The sequence below is a fragment of the Pseudomonas sp. TNT3 genome, assembly GCF_010095445.2.
Taxonomy (GTDB): Bacteria; Pseudomonadota; Gammaproteobacteria; order Pseudomonadales; family Pseudomonadaceae; genus Aquipseudomonas.
Genome location: NZ_WFGV02000040.1, coordinates 37,998 through 62,828, shown reverse-complemented (window position 1 = coordinate 62,828; position 24,831 = coordinate 37,998). Strand labels below are relative to the sequence as shown.

Sequence of the window (24,831 nt, the reverse complement as noted above, 5' to 3'; positions counted from 1 at the left end):
CAATGGCCTTCGCTCCGCGCCAGGCCGCATGGGCACGCGCAGCACGCAACCAGACCAGGTCCGCGCGCAGGCCATCGACGCCGGCAGCGAAGCAGCGCTGGGTAATCTGTGCCAGCGCCTGATCGTCGAGTGGAATACCAGCCAACGCGCTGCGCGCCCGCTCGCACTGTTCGCGCAGGGACTGCTGCTGGCTCTCCCATTGCGCGCAGAAATGTTGTGGGTCGCTATCAAAATCGAGGCGCCGACGGATGATCTGGCCGCGCTCGGTCGGCACTGTGTGGCCACTGAGGGCGACGTTCAGGCCGAAGCGGTCAAGCAGTTGCGGGCGCAATTCACCCTCTTCCGGGTTCATGGTGCCGATCAGTACGAACTTCGCCGAATGCCGATGGGAAATGCCGTCGCGCTCGATCAGGTTGGTGCCACTGGCCGCGACGTCGAGCAGCAGGTCAACGAGGTGATCAGGCAACAAGTTGACTTCATCGACGTAGAGCACGCCGCCGTCAGCCTTGGCCAATACACCGGGGGAAAACTGCGCGCGACCCTCGCTCAGGGCTGCATCGAGGTCGAGGGTACCGACCAGACGTTCTTCGGTCGCACCGAGGGGCAAGGTGACGAATTGACCGCTGGCCAGCAAGTCCGCCAGGCCACGGGCCAGGGTCGATTTGGCCATGCCCCGAGGGCCTTCGATAAGCACGCCGCCGATTTTCGGGTCAATGGCAGTAAGGCAAAGCGCGAGTTTGAGATCGTCAGCGCCGACCACGGCGGAGAGCGGGAAATGGGGGGTGTCGGTCATTTTCATTACTCGGTGATGGTCGGGCATTGATCAATATATCTCACAGGTGCGTCGGTTCCTGTGGGAGCGGGCTTGCCCGCGATGGGGCCATCAAATTCAGCATTGATATTGACTCGAAGGACGCCTTCGCGGGCAAGCCCGCTCCCACAGGGGCCTTAGTGTTCTAACTGTCTTCTTCTATATCCAGCAACAAACTCTCGAGCGCTTCGCGATACTCCCCCGGTTCCTTCCACATCCCCCGCTGCTGCGCCTCCAGCATCCGCTCGGTCATATCCCGTAGCGCATGAGGATTATGCTCACGAACAAAATCCCGGGTGCTCGGGTCGAGCAGATAGGCGTCGGCCAGCAACGCATACTGATGGTCATCGATCAGCTGCGTGGTGGCGTCGAAGGCGAACAGGTTGTCCACCGTCGCAGCCAGTTCAAACGCGCCTTTGTAGCCATGGCGCTTCACGCCGTCGATCCACTTCGGATTAGCCGCCCGCGAGCGAATCACCCGGTTCAGTTCCTCTTTGAGCGTTCGAATCTTCGGCAAGTCCGGCTGGCTGTGATCGCCGTGGTAGCTGGCGGCCGATTCACCGCTGAGGCTCTCGACGGCCGCCAGCATGCCACCCTGGAATTGGTAATAGTCGTTGGAATCGAGCAGGTCGTGCTCGCGGTTGTCCTGGTTCTGCAGCACTGCCTGCACCTGGCTCAAGCGCTGGGCGAATTGTTCTCGGGCGACAGTGCCCTCGTCGGAGCCACCGTAAGCGTAGCCGCCCCAATTCAGATAAACCTCGGCCAGGTCCTCGCGGCTTTGCCACAAGCGACCGTCGATGGCGCCCTGCACGCCCGCGCCATAAGCACCGGGTTTGGCACCAAAGATGCGCCAGCCGGCCTGACGTCGAGCAGCCTCTTCGTCCAGCCCCGATTGCAGCAACGCTTCGCGCTCGGCGCGCACCTTGGCCGCCAGCGGATTAAGGTCGTCCGGTTCGTCCAGCGCGGCCACTGCTTGCACGGCGGCGTCGAACAGGCGAATCAGGTTGGCGAAGGCGTCGCGGAAGAAGCCCGAGACCCGCAAGGTCACGTCCACGCGCGGACGGTCCAGCAGACTGAGCGGTAAAATCTCGAAATCGTCGACTCGCTGACTGCCCGTGGCCCACACCGGCCGTACCCCCATCAATGCCATCGCCTGCGCGATGTCATCGCCCCCGGTACGCATGGTCGCGGTGCCCCACACCGACAGGCCAAGCTGACGCAAATGGTCGCCGTGGTCTTGCAGGTGACGCTCGAGAATCAGGTTTGCCGACTGGAAACCAATACGCCAAGCGGTGGTGGTCGGCAGGTTGCGCACATCCACCGAGTAGAAATTACGCCCGGTCGGCAGTACGTCCAGACGACCTCGACTTGGCGCGCCGCTGGGGCCTGCCGGGACGAAGCGGCCGCTCAAGGCGTCGAGCAAACCGCGCATTTCTGCGGGGCCGCAGGCATCCAGTCGGGGCGCGACCACTTCGCGCAGAGTATCGAGGATTGCGTTTACTTCAGCCCAGCCGGGAGTCTGTGGGAACGCGCTTTTGTGGCGAGGGGATTTATCGAAACGTCGCACCGCCCCGTTGGACTGCGCAGCAGTCCCATTTTCTGGGGCCGCTTCGCGACCCAACGGGGATAAATCCCCTCGCCACAAAAGCTCGCTCCCGCAGGGTTCAGCGTCGACTTCGGCACTCAGAGTCTGCGAGATCAGATCTGCGGCGAACAGTTCCAGACGTTCGCGGGTATCGCCTGCCGTGCGCCAGACTTCCTCACAAACGGCTTGCAACTCAGGCGGACGCGGACCGATCCACGGCTCAGCAAGCTCACAATCCAGCGGATCAAACCCCAGCGCAAACGCCTTGGCCAGCGCCCGCAACAGACTCGATTGCGCACCTCGTCCATCACCCCGGGGTATGCGCAGCAATGCAAGCAAGGTGTCGATGCGCAACCGCCCGGTCGGCGACTCGCCGAAGATGTGCAGGCCGTCGCGGATCTGCGATTCCTTCAAGTCGCACAAATACGTGTCCAGCCGCGGCAACCAGATCGCCGCATCGGCATCGCTGTTGAGCTTTTCGTCCAGTTGCAGTTCACGGTCGATGTGGGTATCGCGCACCAGTTGCAGGATGTCGCGCTGCAGCTCCCGCGCCCGGCGTGGGTCCAGCAACTGCGCTTCGTAATACTCGTCGGCGAGCAATTCGAGGTTGCGCAGCGGCCCGTAGGTTTCGGCGCGGGTCAGCGGCGGCATCAAATGATCGATGATCACCGCTTGAGTGCGCCGCTTGGCCTGAGCGCCCTCGCCCGGGTCGTTGACAATGAACGGATAAATGTTCGGCAGCGGACCGAGCAGTGCGTCCGGCCAGCAGTTTTCCGACAGCCCGACGCCCTTGCCCGGCAGCCATTCGAGGTTGCCATGCTTGCCGACGTGAATCACCCCATGGGCGCCATAGGTGTTGCGCAACCAGAAATAGAACGCCAGGTAACCGTGCGGCGGCACCAGGTCGGGGTCGTGATAGACCGCGCTGGGATCAACCTGATAGCCCCGCGCCGGTTGAATACCGACGAACGTCAGGCCGAAACGCAGGCCGGCGATCATCATTCGGCCGCTGCGGAACATCGGGTCGTTTTGCGGCGCCCCCCAACGTTCCAGGACAGCTTCTCGGTTGGCCTCGGGCAATGCGTTGAACATCAGCCAATAATCATCCAGCCCCAGGCTTTGCTGGCACGGACGCTGGTCGATCGTGTCAAGGTCGTTGCTGACGCCGCCAAGCAGTTGCTGGATCAGCGCAGTGCCGCTGTCCGGCAGTTCGGCAGGCAAGGGATAACCTTCTGTGTGCAGCGCGCGCAGGATGTTCAGTGCAGCGGCCGGTGTATCAAGACCGACGCCGTTGCCGATGCGTCCGTCCCGGGTCGGGTAGTTGGCCAGAATCAGCGCGATGCGTTTTTCGCCGTTCGGCACCCGCGCCAGATCGATCCAGCGCCGCGCCAGTTCGGCGACGAAATCCATACGCTCAGGTTGCGCCCGGTAACACACCACATCCGACTGACTGCGTTCGCTGCGCCACGCCAGGTCCTTGAAGCTGATAGGCCGGCTGATGATTCGCCCGTCGAGTTCGGGCAGCGCAATGTGCATCGCCAGATCCCTAGGGCCAAGGCCCTGTTCACTGGCGCGCCAACCCGGCTCGTTGTCCTGGGCACAAATCGCCTGAATCACCGGAATATTGCGGCGAAACGGTCGCAAATGCGGTGCTTCAGGGCTGGACTGGGCGAAACCGGTTGTGTTCAGAATCACCCCGGCGTCGACCTCATCCAGCCAATCCTCGACCGCCGTAAGACACCCGGGCTCTTTCAGACTGGCCAGCGCAATGGGCAGCGGGTTCAACCCCGCTGCCTGCAAGCGCTGGCAGAACACATCGATAAACGCGGTGTTCGCGGCCTGTAAATGCGAGCGGTAAAACAGCACAGCAGCGACCGGCTGATCGGCACGCCAATCAGCTTGCCAGTCCTTCAGATCAGCGGGGCTTTTGTGCGGGTGGTAGATGGCCGTGCGCGGCAGGGTTTGCGGCTCGGACCAGGCGTAATCGCGACCCAGCCAGCGATTGGCCAGGCAGCGGAAAAAGTCCAGCGCATTGCCCAGGCCGCCCTGACGCAAAAACTGCCAGAGCCGGTCACGGTCGTCGGCAGCTACCGTGCTCAGGTCGCTGAGTTCCGGGTCGGGGCGATCATCGCCGGGCACCAGGATCAGCTGCACCCCTTGCTCGGACAACTGCACCAGCCGCTCGACGCCATAACGCCAGTAGCCGATGCCGCCGTGCAGCGAGATCAGGATCACCTTGGCGTGGCGCAGCACTTCGTCGACATACAGGTCGACCGAGGCGTGGTTCTGCACCTGCATCGGGTTGGCCAGCCGTACGCTCGGGTAATCGTCGGGCAGCTGCTGCGCCGCTTCGGCGAGCAACGCCAGGCTGGAGTCACCGCTGCACAGGATCACCAGCTCGGCGGGGGTTTGTCCAAGGTCGGCAATGTTGTCATCCGAGACGAATCCGCCGGGCTGAGTCCTGAGCAGGTGCATGGGTTAAACGCTGAGCGCAGCGCGCAACTGCGCTTCAAGTTGAGCAGCGTCCAACGCCTGGCCGATCAACACCAGACGCGTGGTGCGTGCTTCTTCAGCGCCCCACTGACGGTCGAAATGCTTGTCGAAACGTGTGCCCACGCCCTGAATCAGCAGGCGCATCGGCTTGTTCGGAATCGCCGCGAAACCCTTGACTCGCAGAATGCCGTGCTTGACCACCAGTTGGGTCAACGCGTCCATCAGCAGGCTTTCGTCGGCTTGCGGCAGTTCAATGGAAATGGAGTCGAAGGCGTCGTGATCGTGGTCGTCTTCACCTTCATGGTGGTGATCGTGATGGCTGTGGCGGCTGTCGATGTGTTCTTCGGAACCGGCGCCGAGGCCAATCAGCACGTCCAGAGGCACGCGACCGCTGCTGGCTTCGATGACCTTGACTGCAGGCGGCAGTTCTTCGGCGACTTCGAGGCGCACACGGGCAAGGTCTTCAGGGCTGATCAGGTCAGCCTTGTTGAGGATCACCAGGTCGGCGCTGGCCAGTTGGTCGGCGAACAGTTCGTGCAGCGGGGACTCGTGATCCAGGTTCGGGTCGAGTTTGCGCTGGGCGTCGACCTGGTCCGGGAAAGCGGCAAAGGTGCCGGCCGCCACGGCCGGGCTGTCGACCACGGTGATCACCGCGTCAACGGTGCAGGCGCTGCGGATTTCCGGCCACTGGAAGGCTTGCACCAATGGCTTGGGCAGTGCCAGGCCGGAGGTTTCAATAAGGATGTGGTCGAGGTCACCACGACGGGCAACCAATTCGCGCATGACCGGGAAAAATTCTTCCTGGACGGTGCAGCACAGGCAACCGTTGGCCAGTTCATAGACGCGGCCGTTGGCTTCTTCTTCGGTGCAGCCGATGGCGCACTGCTTGAGAATTTCACCGTCAATGCCCAGCTCGCCAAACTCGTTGACGATGACGGCGATGCGCCGGCCCTGAGCGTTGTCGAGCATGTGCCGCAGCAAGGTGGTCTTGCCCGAGCCGAGGAAGCCGGTAACGATGGTGACGGGGAGTTTGGCCAGTGTTTTCATCGGATGCCCTTTGGCAAGGTGGCGGGCATGCGGGACGACAATCGCTGCGACAGGCGCGCGCGGAAGAGTTCGCCACCGGATCACCCCGCCCGGTTGTAGTGAGAATCTGTTTCGAGGCAGGTCTCCTGGCTGACGGGGTGCCTGGCGGTTTCGCCTGGCATTCGCTGCGCCTTCCCGCGAACCCGTTGGACAGGGCTTGCAGTGGCGTGGCAGCGAACATCACCGTTCACAGTTGCGGGGGCAGCCGCGGCTTGAACCGCGTTCCCTTCTTAGCTTCGGCTAATGCCGAAGAACCTCGAATGCGCAAGGCTACGCATGGTCTTGGGGCCGGTCAATGTTCGTGAGGCAACACGGCCCCTGTGGCGAGGGAGTTTACTCCCGCTCGGCGGCGAAGCCGACGCCATACCTGCTGGCGAAGTATGCCTGCAGAATTGTCGGGGTCGCTTCGCAACCCAGCGGGAGTAAACTCCCTCGCCACAGGTAAACCCCTCTCATTCGATACCAAGTTGAGAACCCTTGCCAATTGACGCCAAACCCCCGCCCATGCTCTCCTACACGCCTTGTTACGGGTGCCCTTCACAGGGTGAAACGGGAAACCGGTGAATCATGTGCTTTACTCAAGGCCATGTCAGTCCGGTGCTGCCCCCGCAACGGTAAGCGAGTGAAGAATCGAATCCACTGTGCCAGCAGTTCGGCATGGGAAGGTGATTCTTGCAGGTTGAGGCGAAGCCCCAGCCCCTCGTGAGCCCGGAGACCGGCCCGCAACACACAGTGATTTTCACCTTCACTGAATAACAAACCCGCGGTGGGCGGGCGCTGTTGCATCTCTGCGTGCCCGATTCGCAGGGATCTTCCATGCGCTCTATTCACCCGCTGACAGACCAGAGGGAAGCGCCATGTCGACCATCAGCACCACCGGCAGCAACACCGCCAGCAGCACCACGACCCTGACTCAACGCCTGACCGCCGCCTTGTGTGCGTCGATTCTGGGCGCATGCCTTGTGTACTTTGCCGGGTTCTCCCACATCGAAGCGGTGCACAACGCCGCCCACGATACCCGTCACAGCTCCGCATTCCCGTGCCATTGAGACCTGCCGACATGATCAAGCGTATTGCGCAAACCGCAGGTTTCACCGGGCTGCTGGCCGCCCTGCTGCTGACCCTGCTGCAGAGCTTCTGGGTAGCTCCGCTGATTATGCAGGCCGAGACCTACGAAAAATCAGAGCCTGCCGCCGTTGAGATCCATGAGCATACCGGCACCGCCATGGCCGCTCATGCCCACGATGCCGAAGCCTGGGAGCCGGAAGACGGCTGGCAGCGCGTGCTGTCCACCACCGGTGGCAACCTGGTTGTAGCGGTTGGTTTCGCCTTGATGCTCGCTGGCCTCTACACTCTGCGTGCGCCCAAGAGCACCGCGCAAGGCTTGCTGTGGGGCCTGGCCGGTTACGCCACGTTCGTGCTCGCGCCAACCCTGGGCCTGCCGCCTGAATTGCCCGGCACAGCCGCTGCCGACCTGGCGCAACGCCAGATCTGGTGGATCGGCACCGCCGCCTCTACCGCCGTCGGTATCGCATTGATCGTGTTCAGCCGTCACTGGCTGATGAAAGTCCTGGGCGTGGCGATCCTGGCCGTTCCCCACGTGATCGGCGCACCGCAACCGGAAGTGCACTCTATGCTCGCCCCGGAAGCGCTGGAAGCTCAATTCAAAATCGCTTCGCAGTTGACCAACGTCGCATTCTGGCTGGCCCTGGGCCTGATCAGCGCCTGGTTGTTCCGCCGCAAAGGTGAAGGCCAATACCGCGCATGACCCATGCCAGCACAGCGCCGACGCTCGTGGTCGGCCTGGGCTGCCAACGCGGCTGCCCTGTCAGCACGTTGCGGGCGCTGCTCGATCAGGCTCTGCAGGCTCATCAGATTGAATTTCACCAGATCAAGGCACTTGCCAGCATCGACCTGAAACGTGATGAACCGGGCCTGATCGCACTCGCCGAACAGCTGGAGCTACCGATCGTGTACTTCAGCAGTGAGCAGTTGGCGGGTTATCACGGACAGCTCAGCCATCATTCGGACATCGCCTTTGAGCGCACGGGTTGCTATGGCATCGCCGAAAGCGCCGCCCTGGCCCTCGCCGAACAGCTGGCTGACGCACCGGCAAAGCTGCTGATTTCGCGGCAAAAATACGCTCAGGCGACCCTCGCATTGGCGTGTGCCGCTTAAAATCTTCGATAATCCCCACCCCGATCATGAGCAATCTTCATCTGAAGGTGTGCCTCGCCCCTTTTTTCACAGGATACGACGATGACCGTCTTCTTCATTGGCGCAGGCCCCGGCGACCCGGAACTGATCACCGTCAAAGGCCAGCGGCTGATTCGCAGCTGTCCTGTAATCATCTATGCAGGGTCTCTGGTCCCCGCTGCAGTCTTGGAGGGGCATCACGCCGAAACGGTGGTGAACAGCGCCGAACTGCATCTGGAACAGATCATTGAATTGATCAAAACCGCCCATAGAGAAGGCAAGGATGTGGCGCGGGTGCATTCCGGTGATCCGAGCCTGTACGGCGCGATTGGCGAGCAGATCCGCTACTTGCGGGAGCTCGACATCCCGTTTGAAATCATTCCCGGCGTGACCGCAACCGCGGCTTGCGCAGCGCTGTTGGGGGCTGAACTGACGCTGCCGGATATCTCCCAAAGCGTGATTCTGACCCGTTATGCCGACAAGACCGTGATGCCCGCTGGCGAAGAACTCGCCAGCCTGGCGCAGCACAAGGCGACCATGGCGATCCATTTGGGGGTCAATCACCTTGAAAAAATCCTCGCCGAATTGCTTCCCCATTACGGCGCCGACTGCCCGATCGCGGTGATCCATCGCGCGACATGGCCGGATCAGGATTGGGTGGTGGGGACGATTGAGGACATTGCCGGGAAGGTTGAGGCGAAGGGGTTCAGGCGTACGGCATTGATTCTGGTGGGTCGGGTGCTGGGGAGTGATCAGTTCAGCGAGTCATCGCTATACCGTGCGGGGCATGCACATTTGTATCGCCCCTAAGATCAAAACATCGCAGCCTTCGGCAGCTCCTACAGGAGAGCTCATTCCCCTGTAGCTGCCGAAGGCTGCGATCTTTTAGCTTTACCCATAAAAAAACGGCACTCACGGGTGCCGTTTTTTCATTTCGCAGCGAACGCCTTAGTAGTAGGCGTTTTCTTTCTGCGTGTGGTCGGTCACGTCCCGCACACCTTTGAGCTCGGGAACGCGCTCGAGCAAGGTGCGCTCAATGCCTTCACGCAGGGTAACGTCCGCCTGGCCACAGCCCTGGCAACCGCCGCCGAATTTGAGAACGGCGATACCGTCGTCAACCACGTCTATCAGGCTGACCTGACCGCCGTGGCTGGCAAGCCCCGGGTTGATCTCGGTCTGCAGGTAATAGTTGATCCGCTCGTTGATCGGGCTGTCGGCGTTGACCATTGGTACTTTGGCGTTTGGCGCCTTGATGGTCAGTTGGCCGCCCATACGGTCGGTGGCGTAGTCGACAACCGCATCATCCAGGAAGGCTTCGCTGAACGAATCGATGTAGGCCGTGAAGCTTTTCAGCCCCAGAGCGGTGTCTTCAGGCTTTTCTTCGCCCGGCTTGCAGTAAGCAATGCAGGTTTCGGCGTACTGGGTGCCAGGCTGGGTGATAAAGACGCGGATGCCGATACCCGGGGTGTTCTGCTTGGACAGCAGATCGGCCAGGTAATCGTGTGCGGCGTCGGTGATGGTAATAGCGGTCATGGAAACTCCTCGCAGGCTTGGGCGCAGTTTACGCCAATCAACGCGCCGCACAAAGTCCTAGTATTTTTGTCGGGAAAGCGTCGGGGCCGTCTCTGGGGCTGTCGAGTCATCAATTCGGGCTTTAAGCCACCGATAGCTGCGTTTTTCCACCCATTCGTAACTGGCCCATGAACCCACGCCGATGGCCAGCACGCACATGGCAAACATCACATAAGGGTTCACGCCATAACGTTGCGCAACGAAACCACCGGCGGACAGCACCAGCACGTGCATCAGGTACACCGAGTAGGAACAATCGCCCAGCAGTTTCAGCACCCGATTGTGTTCGAAGTACCGTTCCAGCGACATGCTCGCCATCACCAGTACCGCGCTGGGCAGGCCCCAGGTCAACAATCGGGGTTGCGGTGCAAGGTGATAGATCGCCAGCAATGCGCCCCCAATACTTAACAGCGGCAACCACAAGCCGGGTTTGATCCAGCCACGACGGTAGATCATGCCGATGGCGATCCCCAGCAAAAACTCATAGACGATGTCTGAACGATAGAACTCACTGATCCAGCCATACCCCGTCCACGCCTGGCACACCGCAAACAGCAGCGCCGCAACGATCATCAACCTGACTTGCAAGCGAAACAACAACGCCCAGGCAAACACCACGTAAAAGAGCATTTCGAAGTTCAGCGTCCAGCCGACATTCAGCGTCGGATAAATCCCGTAGCCGCCGGGGTTTTCGGTAGGAATGAACAACAGCGACAGCAGGAAGTGCGACCAGTCGACCGTCTGATCCGGCAACACAGGCTGCGCGAACACCACCACCAGTGCCATGAGCACCGTGTATAGCCAGTACGCCGGAACAATGCGAAACAGCCGATACAGCAGGAATCGACCTGGCGGCAGCGATTTGCCCTCGGTGGACAGAAAAATCACCAGACCACTGATAACGAAAAACACATCCACGCCCACGGCGCCCTTGTCGATGAAAAACTGCCCCACCGGGCCGCGGGCCTGGAAGTCGAAGAAAATCTGCATGAAATGGTGGCCGACCACCGCCCAGGCCGCGAGTGCTCGCAATGCCTGCACTGAAATCAACATTGATGGCCCTCCGATCTAAAAATCCACCACCTCCCTGTTGCAGGAGCAAAGCTTGCTCCTGCAGGGATCAGCGGTGCTTGATAGATCGGACACCCGCCACCGCTCAAAGGTCGATCAAAGATTCTCGTACCGATTCATATCCAGCACGCCCTCCTCCAGCGGATCGGTTTCGTGCACGTAGCGGCTCAGATCGTGGAAGTAGAACCAGAACTGCGGATGGCTGCGACGAATCCCCCAACGCTCGACGATTTTCTCGAAGCGATTGGCGTCCTTGGCGTTTTCCATGGCGGCAACGAACGCCGGCACCTGATCGGCGGGAATGTTGAACATGAAATTCGGATAGCTGCTGAGCACGCCCGGGTAGATAGTCAGCGTATCGAGCCCCGGCTGATAGCGCAGCGATTCCCCCAGCAGAAACGCCACATTGCTGTGCGCCCGGTTGCGCAGCAGGCTGTAAACCGCACGTTTGCCACTCGCGGTTTCGATACGCAGCATCGTCGCCTCCGGCAATTGATCGATCACCCTCAACCCCGCCGCCGGACGGGACGTCAGGTTACTCAAGGCCTGTTCGGCATTCTGTAAATCAGGATCGATGTTGGGGCGCGAGCAATACGCACCGTCGCAGCGATTGATCGGATCGGGGCTGGCATTGAGGTCGCCGTACCGGGCCAGCAACTGCATGGAAAAATCGCGCTTGGGGTCTTTTGCGTCAAGCTTCAGCGCGGTGTCTTTGTCATTGTCGATGGACTCGTAATCCAGCCACATCTTGATTTTGCCGCCGTTCTGATACCAGTCATCCAGGTAACCCTCCCGGGAATCGGCCGGCATCAAGCGCAGGAAGTTCTGCTCCGCACCGTTACGAATCAAGTCGAAATACAGCCGCGTCTGCGCCTGATGGCTGACATTGCCGAATACGTCAAAGTTAACCGCCAGCTGATAATAGGTGCGCTCCAGCAACGGGAAGTCGAACAGCCACATTGTCTGAGGCACTTCGCCGATCAGGCCTTTGTTCACCGAAGCGCTGTCGAAATGCCGGAAGATACTCAGCAATGCATTGTCGTTTCCGGCCCACAAGGTCGACCAACTCGGCGCCGGCGCGTCGGCGTAGCTGTCACGGCGCAGTGCCTCGTACTCGTTACGCTTGTTGCGGTAGTCATGCCACAGGGTCAACACGCTACCGACGTCATCGTTCTGCCCCGGCATTGCCAGTAAAGGCGTGGCCTGGCCGCGATAATTCGGGTCGGTGATGTAGAGGTCGTGTTCGGGGGCCTGGAACAATGCCCAGAAGTTATCGCGAATCACGTCGGTGGCGATCTGGCCACGACAAACCGGCCCACGAATGAACGTGCGCACAAAGTATTCAGCGTTATCGAGCATGAACTGATAGCGCGCCTGCGCCGGAATCGCATCGAAAGTGGAGAACGGATTGGCTCGACGTTTCGGCCCGTAACCCGGCAATGCATTGACCTGCCAGTCACCGCTGTAGAAAAGGGTTTTGACCCGCGCCATCTTCGCCGCACTCAACGGATAGGTGATGTGGGTTTTTTGCACAATGACGCCCTGCACAGGCCACAGGCGGTAATACACCTGAGTCCCTGGATCGTCATTGGGACGGCGCGTCTGGATCAGGTCAATGGGCTGTCCGGTAGGCGTACGCGAGCGCACCCACTGGAAGAAATGCCCCGGTTCACCGTCCTTGAAGTAAACGTGCGCAAGAAACCAGTGCTCGAACAACCACCGCCCCACCAGGCTTTCCCGCGCACCGGGCGCATTGAGCAGGTTCTCCCATTGCACCACCTGTAACGCTTCCTGCGCCGACGGCACCAGGCCTTGCTCATCGATTGGCGCGCCGGAGGCCAGCCAACGTTGCAGGGTCTGGTATTGCTGGTCAGTCAGGCCCGTAACGGCCAGCGGCATCCCCTCGTTCGGATGAACGCTGGCGTAACCATCGAATTCGGCCGGCATGGCACACATGTTTTGTCGGTTCATGCCGAGCACGATGCCCTCCGGCAACTTCGCATTGGGCTGCAACGGAGCGTTGTGGCCCAATTCCAGCATCCTCGCCATTAACGACGCCTGACTGGCCTGGCCGTCGAGCACCGGATAGAAACCCTTCTGCTGCCAGGCGTGTTGACCAAAGGCGTCATAAAACAGTCGGGTCGGCGCGGCTGCGCTTCTGCGTTCGCCATCGTAGACCGGGGTCTTGGACGCTCCCCGCGCTGCGCCCTCGCCGCTGCCCAGGTTGAGCTGACAAGCGGCGTCATTGCAGGCGTGGCAGGCCACACACTTTTCAGTGAAGATCGGTTGTATGTCCCGACTGTAGGAAATGGCCGGGGGGGATGATGCAGGAGCAATGACTGGACCTTGCGCCTCGGCGCCCCAGCTTAAACACAGCACAATCATGCTGATGGCGACGCGATACGACATGTCCCTGGTCCCGATCATGAAAAAACGCCGCGATTCTACCGGGCTGCGCCCACCACCAACATGAGCGATATTCATGCAAAACCACGGCATGCTCTAAAAGCGCACAGGTTTGCTATGATCCCGGCCCTTCGTAATGGTCTTTCCGAGTAGTCCACATGTCCGATCGTAGTGTTCGCCTTCAAGCTCTCAAGCACGCCCTCAAAGAGCGCATCCTGATTCTCGATGGCGGCATGGGCACGATGATCCAGAGTTACAAGCTCGAGGAGCAGGATTACCGTGGCAAACGATTCGCCGACTGGCCGAGTGACGTCAAAGGCAACAACGACCTGCTGGTGCTGACCCGCCCGGACGTGATCGGCTCTATTGAAAAGGCTTACCTGGATGCCGGCGCCGACATTCTGGAAACCAACACCTTCAACGCCACCCAGGTTTCCCTGGCCGACTACGGCATGCAAGGCTTGGCGTACGAGTTAAACGTAGAAGGTGCGCGCCTGGCCCGCAAGGTCGCCGACGCCAAGACCCTGGAAACCCCGGACAAGCCGCGCTTTGTTGCCGGCGTGATCGGGCCGACCAGCCGCACCTGCTCGCTGTCGCCCGACGTGAACAACCCCGGCTACCGCAACGTGACCTTCGATGAGCTGGTGGAAAACTACACCGAGGCCGCCAAAGGCCTGATCGAAGGCGGCTCCGACCTGATCCTGATCGAAACCATTTTCGACACTCTCAACGCCAAGGCGGCGATCTTCGCCGTGCAAGGGGTGTTCGAAGAACTGGGCTTCGAACTGCCAATCATGATTTCCGGCACCATCACCGACGCCTCTGGCCGCACCCTGTCCGGCCAGACCACCGAAGCGTTCTGGAACTCCGTGGCCCACGCCAAGCCGATCTCGGTCGGCCTGAACTGCGCCCTGGGTGCCAGCGAGCTGCGTCCGTACCTGGAAGAGCTGTCGAACAAGGCCGGCACTCATGTATCGGCGCACCCGAACGCCGGTCTGCCGAACGAATTCGGTGAGTACGACGAATTTCCGTCGCAAACCGCCAAAGTCATCGAGGAGTTCGCGCAAAGCGGCTTCCTGAACATCGTCGGCGGTTGCTGCGGCACCACGCCGGGCCACATTGAAGCCATCGCCAAGGCGGTGGCCGGATACGCGCCGCGCGAGATTCCGGACATTCCCAAGGCCTGCCGCCTCTCGGGCCTGGAACCTTTCACCATCGATCGCAGTTCGCTGTTCGTGAACGTCGGCGAGCGGACCAACATCACCGGTTCCGCCAAGTTTGCCCGCCTGATCCGCGAAGACAACTACACCGAAGCCCTGGAAGTTGCCCTGCAACAGGTTGAAGCCGGTGCGCAGATCATCGACATCAACATGGACGAAGGGATGCTCGATTCGAAGAAGGCCATGGTGACCTTCCTCAATCTGATCGCCGGTGAACCGGACATCTCCCGCGTGCCGATCATGATCGACTCCTCGAAATGGGAAGTGATCGAAGCCGGCCTGAAGTGCATTCAGGGCAAGGGCATCGTCAACTCGATCAGCATGAAAGAAGGCGTCGAGCAGTTCATTCACCACGCCAAACTGTGCAAGCGCTACGGCGCCGCCGTGGTGGTGATGGCGTTCGACGAAGCCGGCCAGGCCGACACCGAAGCGCGCAAGAAAGAAATCTGCAAACGCTCCTACGACATTCTGGTCAACGAAGTGGGCTTCCCGCCGGAAGACATCATCTTCGACCCGAACATCTTCGCCGTGGCCACCGGCATCGAAGAACACAACAACTACGCCGTGGACTTCATCAATGCCTGCGCCTACATCCGCGATGAGCTGCCGTATGCGCTGACGTCCGGCGGCGTGTCCAACGTGTCGTTCTCGTTCCGGGGCAACAACCCGGTGCGCGAAGCGATTCACTCGGTGTTCCTGCTGTACGCGATCCGCAACGGCCTGACCATGGGTATCGTCAACGCCGGCCAGCTGGAGATCTACGACCAGATCCCGGCCGAGCTGCGTGACGCCGTGGAAGACGTGGTGCTCAACCGCACCCCGGAAGGCACCGACGCCCTCCTCGCCATTGCCGACAAGTACAAGGGCGATGGCAGCGTCAAGGAAGCCGAGACCGAAGAATGGCGCGGCTGGCCGGTCAACAAGCGCCTGGAACATGCGCTGGTCAAAGGCATCACCACGCACATCGTTGAAGACACTGAAGAGTCGCGCCAATCGTTCGCCCGTCCGATCGAAGTGATCGAAGGCCCGCTGATGTCCGGCATGAACATCGTTGGCGACCTGTTCGGCGCCGGCAAAATGTTCCTCCCGCAAGTGGTGAAATCCGCCCGCGTGATGAAACAGGCAGTGGCCCACCTGATCCCGTTCATCGAACTGGAAAAAGGCGACAAGCCTGAAGCCAAGGGCAAGATCCTGATGGCCACGGTCAAGGGTGACGTGCACGACATCGGCAAGAACATCGTCGGCGTGGTGTTGGGTTGCAACGGCTACGACATCGTCGACCTCGGCGTGATGGTGCCGGCGGAGAAAATCCTGCAAGTGGCCAAGGAGCAGAAGTGCGACATCATCGGCCTGTCCGGTCTGATCACCCCTTCGCTGGATGAAATGGTCCACGTGGCCCGCGAGATGCAGCGCCAGGATTTCCACCTGCCACTGATGATCGGTGGCGCGACCACTTCCAAGGCGCACACGGCGGTGAAGATCGAACCCAAGTACAGCAACGATGCAGTGATCTACGTGACCGACGCTTCCCGCGCGGTGGGCGTGGCGACGCAGTTGCTGTCCAAGGAATTGAAACCGGCGTTCGTCGAGAAAACCCGCCTGGAATACGTCGAGGTTCGCGAGCGTACCGCCAACCGCAGCGCCCGTACCGAACGCCTGAGCTACCCGGCCGCCATCGCCAAGAAGCCGCAGTTCGACTGGAGTGCTTATACGCCGGTCAAACCGACCTTCACTGGCGCCAAGGTGCTGGACAACATCGATCTGAAAGTCCTGGCCGAATACATCGACTGGACACCGTTTTTCATCTCCTGGGACCTGGCCGGCAAGTTCCCGCGCATCCTCACCGATGAAGTGGTCGGTGAAGCCGCTACGTCGCTGTACGCCGACGCACAGGAAATGCTCGCCAAACTGATCGACGAGAAGCTTATCAGTGCCCGCGCAGTGTTCGGTTTCTGGCCGGCCAATCAGGTGCGTGACGACGACATTGAAGTCTACGGTGATGACGGCAAGCCGCTGGCCAAGCTGCATCACCTGCGCCAGCAAATCATCAAGACCGACGGCAAGCCGAATTTCTCCCTGGCCGACTTTGTCGCGCCAAAGGACAGCGAAATCACCGACTACGTCGGCGGTTTCATCACCACCGCCGGCATCGGCGCCGAGGAAGTGGCAAAGGCCTATCAGGACGCTGGCGACGATTACAACTCGATCATGGTCAAGGCCCTGGCCGACCGTTTGGCCGAGGCCTGCGCCGAGTGGCTGCACCAGCAGGTGCGTAAGGACTATTGGGGTTACGCCAAGGACGAAACGCTCGACAACGAGGCATTGATCAAAGAGCAATACACCGGCATTCGCCCTGCTCCGGGCTACCCGGCCTGCCCCGATCACACCGAGAAAGGCACGCTGTTTACCCTGCTCGATCCCGAAGCCAGCGAAATGCAGGCCGGGCGCAGCGGTGTGTTCCTCACCGAGCATTACGCGATGTTCCCGGCGGCAGCGGTCAGCGGCTGGTACTTCGCTCACCCGCAGGCGCAGTACTTCGCCGTGGGCAAGATCGACAAGGATCAGGTGCAGAGCTACACGTCGCGCAAGGGTCAGGAGTTGAGTGTGACCGAGCGGTGGCTGGCGCCGAACCTGGGTTACGACAACTGAGGCTGTATCGATTACGGGAAGGGGCCTGCCCCTACCCGTGAGAGCAAGGCTTGCCCGCGAAGTTTCTGGCGTATCTGAGGACGCCTTCGCGGGCGAATCTTGCTACAGGTTCTACTGACTCAGGGTGGCACAATCGAGATCAGTTACGTCGTGACGGTCCTGGCTGGGGTGAAAGGGTTCCCGGCACTTCCGTCTCACCGGCCAGAGCCTGAAGCGCCTGTATTGCCCTTCGGGACAATTCGATCAGTTTCTGCGTGCGTCTGGTCTGGGTTTGCTTGCCCAGTTCAACCACGTCCTTCTCGTACTCCTGATCGGCGATCGCCCCATTCGATCTACGGTCCTCCAATTCACTCAGTTGTTGCAGGCGCTCTTCGCCAAGTGCTTCCTCGATGGCAGAGATCTCGTCGGGATACCGCTCCTGCAGGTACTCCGTCCAGTAATCCCTGGCGACCATACTGTGCAGTAACGCATCGGAACGCTCGGCGGCAAGGATCGATGCCCGGGTATCCGCCAACAGTTGGCCTCTGATGGGTCTGTCGAACGCCATGTGCGCGGGCTGCCCCGGCAGCTCCAACCCGTCTTCCCAGCCGCCCGCCAAACCAATGCGATAACGCAGGCGCACCTCGGCTCTATCGCGGCGTTGTGCGGCTGCCTCCGCTATCGTTTCGACTCTCTCCAGCCTGAACAGCTGCCGTGACAGCTGCAACAGGGCCCGGCCTCGCTGCAGGGGGCGTCCTGGGGGAATGTCACGCAAGGCGCGGTACACATACACGCGAACTTCCAGCTCGCTGAACGTCAGAATTCGCCCGTCGATACAGGTGCCGTGGGTCTCGGCGTTATGGAACAGCAATTCCCGCAGTTCGGTATTTTCGGCGGCGGCATCCATGACATCCCACAGCCGTCGTGTCAGGTCAGCGCGTACGAATCTGAATTCATCGGTATCACGCAACAGCGTAATCAACTGGAAGAAGCGTTCATGATTGTCCTCCTGGGCCAGGCGCCTCCAGATATCACGCCTTAGCGTTGCCAGTTCAGTGCTTGTATTGGCAAGCCAGGGCTCTAATGCCGGTGCTGCCGTATCGAGCCCAGGACGATAAAGGGGTTCGACGGGCCGAACGGTGGCATCCGCGTCAGGACGATCGTCACCCTCAGAATCATCGTCATAATCATCGCTATCATCCGATATATTCTCGGAACCGCTCCCATCATCGCTTAGCGGGTCTTCAATTCTCCGGTTCAACTCCTCTCGTGATATCCCCATCACGCTCCCGCCCCCGTTTGCATCGCTGTAGCCCCTGATGCGCTCAAGGGTTGGAAGTGAAAGATCAAGGTTGTCACCCATGTCCGTGCCGGCTACCAATTCGTCATGATTGCCGCTCAACAGTGCTTCTGGGACGTCAGTGATCGAGTTGCCTGTCAGGTCCAATGCGCGCAGATGCCGAGCTTCCAGCGCCCCCTGCGGCCATTGGGTGAGTGAGTTGTAGCCAAGCTCCAGTGTTTCCAGATGAGAGAAGGGGCGGCAATCGAAGGTGGCCAGGATGTTTTGCCTCAGATCAATCCACCGCAGGCGCTCGTTGCCCTGACGTTGATACAAGGGTCCAAGACTGGAGAATTGATTGCCCGACAGCTCCAATCGTTCAAGCTGGCCCATGTGTTGGATGGCATCGGGTAATGCCGGCAACTCATTGCCGTTGATCGACAAGCTCTTCAGTTGAGGGAATGCGTTTAGAAAGCCATTGGACCCCTGCGCGGACATTCTCACGCCCGACAAATCCAGGCGGGTCACTTGGGGCAGTTGCGCCACAAGTTCAGGCAAATCACCTGTGACCAGGCCATTAAAGCTCAACTCTTTTCCTGCTCCACCGGAGCCATCCAGCAGTCCCTCCCGCCACACATCGCGAAGGCGCAATGCGGCGAGCGAGCGGGCTTGCGAAGATACGATCGCTCGGCGCATCGGCACTTCCCGGGAATACAACCAGCCATTGAGTTGACGGGTCAGTGATTCACAGGTCTGGTGCCAGGTGTTGATCTGCGCATCAATGTGGACATCGTTCATTCCATCGTTGCGCAGTTGCTGGATCCTTTTCAGGGCTTGCTCCCCGGTCATGACCGGGTTCAAACGCTGCAAGCGTTCGGCAAACCCGCCAGCACCAGGAGTGACAGGCGTTCGTTCGGGCAGTGATAACAGGTGGCTGGCAATAGACCAGCCCGTCTCCGTCGGCGGGAATTGCGCAGGTACTGCTTCCTGGGCAAATCGCTCCAGCGTTCCCTCGGGCAGGCCCTTGGCGGCTTCAATACGCCGCCGCGCCGCTTCCAGGGCGGCCGCGCCTGTAGTGCTGAATTCGTTACCGGTCAACTGGGTTTTCATCAGCGCGTCGTCGTCGGACAACGCCTCCTGCGAGAGCGACGACAGCTCGTTGTCACGCAAGTCGAGCCACGATAACTTCGGCAATTTTTCGGCACCGGTTGGCCACGCCTGTAACGTCGTCCCCCGCAGATTGAGTGCCTTTAGCCGAGTCAGCGCGCTGACATCCAGGTGGCCCAACGGATTATTGCCAAGGTTCAAGTACTCAAGGTTCAACAATCCATTGAATTGATTCTGGACGGCTGTCGTAACGGCAATATTGTTGTTGTGCAGATCGAGCCGGGTTAACTCAGGCAAGGCACCGGGTGCAATCGGCAGTTCCGTGAAACCATTGCTGGTAATTTCAAGGGTACGCGCGCCGCTGAACGCACTGATAAAGCCGCGGACCTGCTCGACAGGCGCGTCCAGCCATCCCAGACGCAGGGTTTGAACATGGGAAAAACTGCCCGCTGGCAACCGTGGAAGCTGAACGATTTTCCCATCGCGGAGCATTTCAGACATCTGCAACCCCATGTCCGGTAATTCAAACACTGATACATCCGCGGGCAAGCCATAGCGTTGGCGCACTGCCCCGCGCCAGCTTTTCTCAAGCGCATGAAACACGCCGGCGTTATGACCCGACACCGACTCGATAGTCCGCTGCGCCTTACGCAATCCCAGGCCCGAGACCGGTTCTTGATAGAAGGTTCGGAAAATCCCCGCATGTTCCGCGCTCAGGGCTTCAATAGCCGCCAGGCGGGTTCGAGGTGTATTCCAGAGGCCCATGATTTCTGGCTGTAATGGACGATCCGTGAAATTTGGAAGGCCCGTCAGGAAGGTCAGTTCGCCGCGTGCGTACTCATTCACCATCTGATGCACATCACTCAAGTGCCCCAGCGGTCCCGAATAGTTTTGTACGTATTCAAAGGCCGGTTTAAAGGCCTCATGGGAAAACCTCGACCAATCCAGCGACAACCCGAACCAAAGCTTTTCGTGCCCGCTATAAAGCCAATCGGGAACGTGATTGATCGAGGTCTTTGCGAGGTCCAGCCGTTCAAGCTGCTTCAGGTTCCGCACGTACTCCGGCCACTCCATCGCGGCGAAAGAGGCGTCGATTCGCAATGACTTCAATTCGCTCAACGCTGTCAAATCGAGCCCGCTAAGCGCATTCGAATTGAAACCGGTGTAGTCGAGGTACAACGTTTTCAGATTCGTCAACGCGGTCAGGCGCGTGGGGAAATCAGCTGCAAAGGTGTGCGCGCCTGAAGACAACGTCAAATTCGTCAGCTGCTGCATCTCGGTGACGGTTTTCGGCAGTGACGTGAGCGGTTGGCTTCTGGATGCGAGCCTGGCAAAAGAACGGCCCTCGCCGCCTATCGAGAGTTTTCGGACATTAGGGAAGCGCGTCAGAAAGGCATCGGCATTGGCGTCTGTGAGGCCGCGCCCCGCTACGGTCAAATCATGTACATGGGAAAAATCCGCATCGATCCCTGGTAACGGCTCATCACAAAAAAGCGTTAAGCGGCCCGCTTCGGGCACCTCGGCTGATAGTGGTGCGTTTCGCCAACTGGCCTTGAGCGCCTGGGCGATTTGAGTTCTGTGGTGAAAACTGGAACTCCCGGGAGTTCCTGTCCATTGATCAAGTGTCCAGTTCAGTGCCTGCCAATCACGCGTACGTGTTTCCAGAACACTGTAGATTTGCTTGTTGGTCTTACCCACCTGCTGTCGGATAAAGGCATCGGCCTGTGCTTGCGCGGGATACAGCACCTCTACCCTTGAAGTCAGGGATGGGTCCAGCCCTCTGCCGCGCCCACTGGCGTAATAGCCCAACAGTTGGTCGTTGACCCGCACCGGGGGCTTGAACCGTCCGGCTTGTGGCTCGAGCATGCGTCCTGCCTGACTGCGATGAGCGTCCGCATACGCGATGATTGTCCTTTGCAACTCGCTCGCCTGACTGACGTGGGGCAAGTCAAGGGCGGAACGGGCGTCATCGGGCAAGGCGTGCATGATGGAGGCGTAAAAGTTGTCGCCTTCCCTGGGAACGCTGTTGAGCGTTTCTCCTCGCTCATTGAAGGCCTGGTAGCGAGGGCCATTTTTGACCAGGTACTTTTTGACGGGTGCGTTCTCGTCGCCGATGCTATCAAGCAACGTCCCCGTATCACTTCCCTCCCGAACCTCCAAACGCAATGTATCCGGCCAACCCGGCAGATTTTCCAGGGCATTCAATGCCAGCCGTCGACTGTCCGCCGAGGCAATGTTCTCACTGCGCAAACCTGCGTATGCACGAGTCTGCCGTCCTTGGCGCGCATACCATCGAGCTTCTTCGAGCAGTTTCAAAGGGGGCCGTTTCGTCACTTCAAAACGAGTGAGGTCATCGGCACTGCCATGGGCCAGAACCTCCTGCGCGGCGGCCTCACTGAGACCAGGGCACTCGCGCTGCAACTGTTTGATCCGGGCATCGACCGGTTCGTTGCCCTTGTAAAGCGCGTCAAAAATCGCTGACTGGCGGGATTGAGCGTAATCGGCAAATTGCTTGCCCAGCTCTTCGGCTCTTGATGCGCGCACACGTGCACCCTCTGCCCCCAGCAGGCGGGTGATTTCAGATTCATTCAGCGCTGCCAGAATGCGAGTGGGCAATTCACCTTTCAAGACATCCGCCTGGCTCACCTTGATCACCGGTTTGCCCCCATCACCACGCCACGCACGCTCGGTGCCGAATTTGATCGACTTACCCGACAGGCCGGGGCCTTCAAAGACTTCCAGCACCCGAGCCTCCGGCCATCTCGGCATCCGAATCACCAACGGCAATGCCTGTAAGTAACGATTGTCGATCGACCTCGTCCCGCGCAGCTGCTCAAGCACCTGCAGCGCCCCCGAGTCAGCGTTAAACAGGCGCATGGCATCTGTCAGCTCGGGCGGAGGCGCGGCATGATCCATGTGCATTTTTCTCAGGGCGTTATCGGTGACGCCACTGACATCGGCGACCTGCAGCAGTGCTTCATCCGAGAACGCCTCGGTTTCATGCCCCATGCGTCGCAACAAATCCAGACGATCCCACTGCATCGGGCGCTCAAGCGTGTGGCGCCAGGCACCGCGACCGTTGCCTTCGAGAATAGGTTGATAGGCATTGGTGTCGGTCGGATGCCGGATGCGCCATTTCTGGATCGACCTGTCAAAGAACGTTTCGTAAACCTTGCCGCCTGGACGAATGTAGGTTTTACCGCCCACGACGTGGTGGCCCAAGGCGTTCGGCCCGGTACTCGCGTCCAGAGAAACGCGGCTTTCATAAGCGCTCAAGTCCGGCTTCCACAGACGTATTTGCCCATTGGGCAGCGTGACAGGATGCAGGTTTTCAATCACAGGCTCTGGCTTGACCGCTGTCAGCTTGCCGACCCCCACCCCGACACCCGCCATCACCCCGATCAACGCCAGGTTCTCTGCCACATCGACCAGATGCGCCTTGGCCGCTCTTTTATCGCCTTCGCTCCATTCAATCGCCCCTTCCAGGGACTCGTACAACAACTGCCCGGCCATCACCACCATCATCACTTCGCCCAGCACCGGAATGAACATCGACACCATGTTCACTCCCAGCAAGCCGACCTGAAGGAGATGGGCCAGTTTTGCCTCCCGCGCCTTAACGTCAACTTCATCAGAAGAAACCGCATGGCTGCGGGCATCGGCGATGACCTTGTCGCGGTGCTGTTCGTAAAGATACGTCCAGAGATCCACGTTCTCAGCCCAGATACCTCGTCCTTTACGGGTGACGGTCGAGGGTGCGATGTACAGATCAGGCACCGGCTCCATTTTGCCGGGACGCTCTGGCGGCAACTCCCTGATGTAAGTCAGGGATGAAGCGGGACTGATGAATTCGACGATTGTTAGCCAGGGCGATCTGAAGAAGTCGCTCGGGGAGTCGGCTGACTTTTGAGTAAACTGGCTGAAGTAATAGGGCCGCTGATCGTAGGGTACGAATTGACTGTAGAAGCGCTGGTAGCTGGTCGGGCCCGTAGCACCCGGCTCCATGCCGTCCCGGTCCAGGAACAGACGCTTGAACTCCTGCTTCATTCGCGATCCGCTGTACCGCTTGAGCGGGTGCGCCGGATCGTTGGGGATATAGAGAATTACCTCGTCGTTATAACGATACTTTTCACAGATCACGAATCCCACGCAACCGGTCATTCGGTGCTTCATCAAACCCATGTCGTGAAACCAGACTTGCTTGTCGCCCATCCAGGGATGGTTCTCTCCATTGATGACCGACAGGATCATCGCGTAGTCCCCGGGTTCAATGTCCTTGGTTAACAACGCCTGTTCTGCAGCGGCTCGCATGGCTGCTTTTTGGCTGGCGATGAAATCCTGTCGAAGTGTCGCTTCGACTCTTGTGTCCGCAGGATGAAAAAATGACTTCAGATAGGCCTGGTATTTCGCCCCGATATCAAGACGTCGACACAGGGTCGTGAACTGGCTGATGGTCAGGTTCACGGCCACTGGCGCGTACGTGCCGGGGGTGGCGGTACTCACCATGAATCCGGATGTTTGATGGTATGCCCCAGGCTTGCACTCCCAGGCTTCGAAGTTATGCAACGCGGCTTGCAACATCGTCAGCTTCAAAAATTCGAACGACGAAAGTTCCACTGCAAGAACACCAACCTCCAAAGGCCGCCTCAGACACATGAGAGTCGTGTTGACATCCACTTCCACCGCGTACTGGTCCTTCAGTGCCTTGAGCAGCAGCGGTTCGGCAAAGGTGTCGATGTCTTTGAAGGTCGACATCGTTTTATCCAGCCGGGCCTGGGCGGTGGCACTGGCGTTGAAGCTCTGATTAAGGTCCTGTCGTTGTTCGGGGGTGGCATTCAGGTACCAATCCGGCAAAACCGTTCCAGCGTCCTTGATCGCCTTCCTTCTTTGCGGTGCTGCGTCGACAAGCCACTGAGGAATGGACTTTTCAAGAAAATCGCCATGGATACTGTCAGTGGCCGAAGGCTTTTGGTTTTTGGCGGGGTCGTGCGATTGCGAAGACATGAGTCACTCCTGTTAATAGGGAGCAACAGCACATCACTTAAGGCGACCCCGACTGCGGTACATAAATAATGTCCGCGAAGTGCGCAATGACGGCACTCGTTGGCGAATTGTCTATGCTCTGTAAACGTGACTTTCGTAACGAGGGATTTATGGACGATCCGGTCGACAATAAACCGCCCAGCTTCTGGCAGATGCTCCACAGCGTAATGGCCGCGGCGTTCGGGGTGCAAAGCGGAAAGAATCGCGCCCGCGACTTCACCCATGGCAAACCGAGCCACTTTGTCATTCTGGGAATTTTGTTCACAGCGGTGTTCGCGTTGACGCTGTTTGCCATCGTCAAACTGATTCTGCATCTGGCAGGCGTATGACGCGG

13 protein-coding genes and 2 riboswitches are annotated in these 24,831 nt (G+C 59.7%); of the genes, 6 read left to right on the top strand and 7 right to left on the bottom strand.

Features of this window, described 5'->3' with window-relative positions; genetic code table 11:
• The 3 genes from GBC55_RS21440 to cobW all read right to left on the bottom strand — a co-directional run.
• Positions 1–793, bottom strand: a 793-nt coding sequence (locus GBC55_RS21440; RefSeq protein WP_247266964.1) for an AAA family ATPase, incomplete at its 3' end; no start/stop codon positions are given.
• A gap of 163 nt (positions 794–956) precedes the next feature.
• On the bottom strand, positions 957–4,871 hold the full coding sequence (gene cobN / locus GBC55_RS21435) for a cobaltochelatase subunit CobN (RefSeq protein ID WP_162439335.1): 3,915 nt from the start codon (positions 4,869–4,871) through the stop codon (positions 957–959).
• A gap of 3 nt (positions 4,872–4,874) precedes the next feature.
• Positions 4,875–5,936: a cobalamin biosynthesis protein CobW gene (cobW, locus tag GBC55_RS21430; protein ID WP_162439334.1), complete on the bottom strand. Its 1,062-nt coding sequence runs from the start codon at positions 5,934–5,936 to the stop codon at positions 4,875–4,877.
• A gap of 97 nt (positions 5,937–6,033) precedes the next feature.
• Positions 6,034–6,249, bottom strand: a riboswitch (cobalamin riboswitch).
• A gap of 237 nt (positions 6,250–6,486) precedes the next feature.
• Positions 6,487–6,714: riboswitch (cobalamin riboswitch) on the top strand.
• A gap of 118 nt (positions 6,715–6,832) precedes the next feature.
• Here cobW and GBC55_RS21425 point away from each other — a divergent pair.
• From GBC55_RS21425 to cobM, 4 genes are all read left to right on the top strand, one after another.
• On the top strand, positions 6,833–7,024 hold the full coding sequence (locus GBC55_RS21425) for a CbtB-domain containing protein (protein WP_162439333.1): 192 nt from the start codon (positions 6,833–6,835) through the stop codon (positions 7,022–7,024).
• Between the two features lie 11 nt (positions 7,025–7,035).
• Positions 7,036–7,743, top strand: a complete 708-nt coding sequence (locus tag GBC55_RS21420) for a CbtA family protein (protein WP_162439332.1) — start codon at positions 7,036–7,038, stop codon at positions 7,741–7,743.
• Positions 7,740–8,153: a cobalamin biosynthesis protein gene (locus tag GBC55_RS21415; protein WP_162439331.1), complete on the top strand. Its 414-nt coding sequence runs from the start codon at positions 7,740–7,742 to the stop codon at positions 8,151–8,153. The genes GBC55_RS21420 and GBC55_RS21415 overlap by 4 nt, the downstream gene beginning before the upstream one ends.
• A gap of 81 nt (positions 8,154–8,234) precedes the next feature.
• Positions 8,235–8,981 carry a precorrin-4 C(11)-methyltransferase gene (cobM, locus tag GBC55_RS21410; RefSeq protein ID WP_162439330.1) on the top strand — a complete coding sequence of 249 codons (747 nt, stop codon included), beginning with the start codon at positions 8,235–8,237 and terminating at the stop codon, positions 8,979–8,981.
• Between the two features lie 138 nt (positions 8,982–9,119).
• Here cobM and nfuA read toward each other — a convergent pair whose 3' ends face one another.
• From nfuA to GBC55_RS21395, 3 genes are all read right to left on the bottom strand, one after another.
• A complete protein-coding gene (nfuA, locus tag GBC55_RS21405; RefSeq protein WP_045057579.1) occupies positions 9,120–9,704 on the bottom strand; it encodes a Fe-S biogenesis protein NfuA in 585 nt (194 codons plus the stop codon).
• 57 nt (positions 9,705–9,761) lie between these two features.
• On the bottom strand, positions 9,762–10,796 hold the full coding sequence (locus GBC55_RS21400; RefSeq protein WP_162439329.1) for an acyltransferase: 1,035 nt from the start codon (positions 10,794–10,796) through the stop codon (positions 9,762–9,764).
• 114 nt (positions 10,797–10,910) lie between these two features.
• On the bottom strand, positions 10,911–13,223 hold the full coding sequence (locus tag GBC55_RS21395; protein ID WP_162439328.1) for a fatty acid cis/trans isomerase: 2,313 nt from the start codon (positions 13,221–13,223) through the stop codon (positions 10,911–10,913).
• 155 nt (positions 13,224–13,378) lie between these two features.
• Here GBC55_RS21395 and metH point away from each other — a divergent pair, with 155 nt between their 5' ends.
• Positions 13,379–17,089 (top strand): methionine synthase, encoded by a 3,711-nt coding sequence (gene metH / locus GBC55_RS21390; RefSeq protein ID WP_162439327.1) that lies wholly within the window; start codon positions 13,379–13,381, stop codon positions 17,087–17,089.
• Between the two features lie 139 nt (positions 17,090–17,228).
• Here the strand turns inward: metH and GBC55_RS21385 are convergent, their stop codons facing one another.
• Positions 17,229–24,458 (bottom strand): NEL-type E3 ubiquitin ligase domain-containing protein, encoded by a 7,230-nt coding sequence (locus tag GBC55_RS21385; protein WP_162439326.1) that lies wholly within the window; start codon positions 24,456–24,458, stop codon positions 17,229–17,231.
• Between the two features lie 149 nt (positions 24,459–24,607).
• Between GBC55_RS21385 and GBC55_RS21380 the strand changes: the two genes are divergently transcribed.
• Positions 24,608–24,826: a DUF2970 domain-containing protein gene (locus GBC55_RS21380; protein WP_162439339.1), complete on the top strand. Its 219-nt coding sequence runs from the start codon at positions 24,608–24,610 to the stop codon at positions 24,824–24,826.
• Positions 24,827–24,831 lie beyond the last annotated feature (5 nt).

Bases quoted from the DNA above. Each gene is read 5' to 3' on its own strand.
- GBC55_RS21385 (WP_162439326.1), bottom strand. From the start codon at position 24,458: ATGTCTTCGCAATCGCACGACCCCGCCAAAAACCAAAAGCCTTCGGCC.
- metH (WP_162439327.1), top strand. From the start codon at position 13,379: ATGTCCGATCGTAGTGTTCGCCTTCAAGCTCTCAAGCACGCCCTCAAA.
- cobN (WP_162439335.1), bottom strand. From the start codon at position 4,871: ATGCACCTGCTCAGGACTCAGCCCGGCGGATTCGTCTCGGATGACAAC.
- cobM (WP_162439330.1), top strand. From the start codon at position 8,235: ATGACCGTCTTCTTCATTGGCGCAGGCCCCGGCGACCCGGAACTGATC.
- GBC55_RS21395 (WP_162439328.1), bottom strand. From the start codon at position 13,223: ATGTCGTATCGCGTCGCCATCAGCATGATTGTGCTGTGTTTAAGCTGG.
- cobW (WP_162439334.1), bottom strand. From the start codon at position 5,936: ATGAAAACACTGGCCAAACTCCCCGTCACCATCGTTACCGGCTTCCTC.
- GBC55_RS21425 (WP_162439333.1), top strand. From the start codon at position 6,833: ATGTCGACCATCAGCACCACCGGCAGCAACACCGCCAGCAGCACCACG.
- GBC55_RS21420 (WP_162439332.1), top strand. From the start codon at position 7,036: ATGATCAAGCGTATTGCGCAAACCGCAGGTTTCACCGGGCTGCTGGCC.
- GBC55_RS21415 (WP_162439331.1), top strand. From the start codon at position 7,740: ATGACCCATGCCAGCACAGCGCCGACGCTCGTGGTCGGCCTGGGCTGC.
- GBC55_RS21400 (WP_162439329.1), bottom strand. From the start codon at position 10,796: ATGTTGATTTCAGTGCAGGCATTGCGAGCACTCGCGGCCTGGGCGGTG.
- nfuA (WP_045057579.1), bottom strand. From the start codon at position 9,704: ATGACCGCTATTACCATCACCGACGCCGCACACGATTACCTGGCCGAT.
- GBC55_RS21380 (WP_162439339.1), top strand. From the start codon at position 24,608: ATGGACGATCCGGTCGACAATAAACCGCCCAGCTTCTGGCAGATGCTC.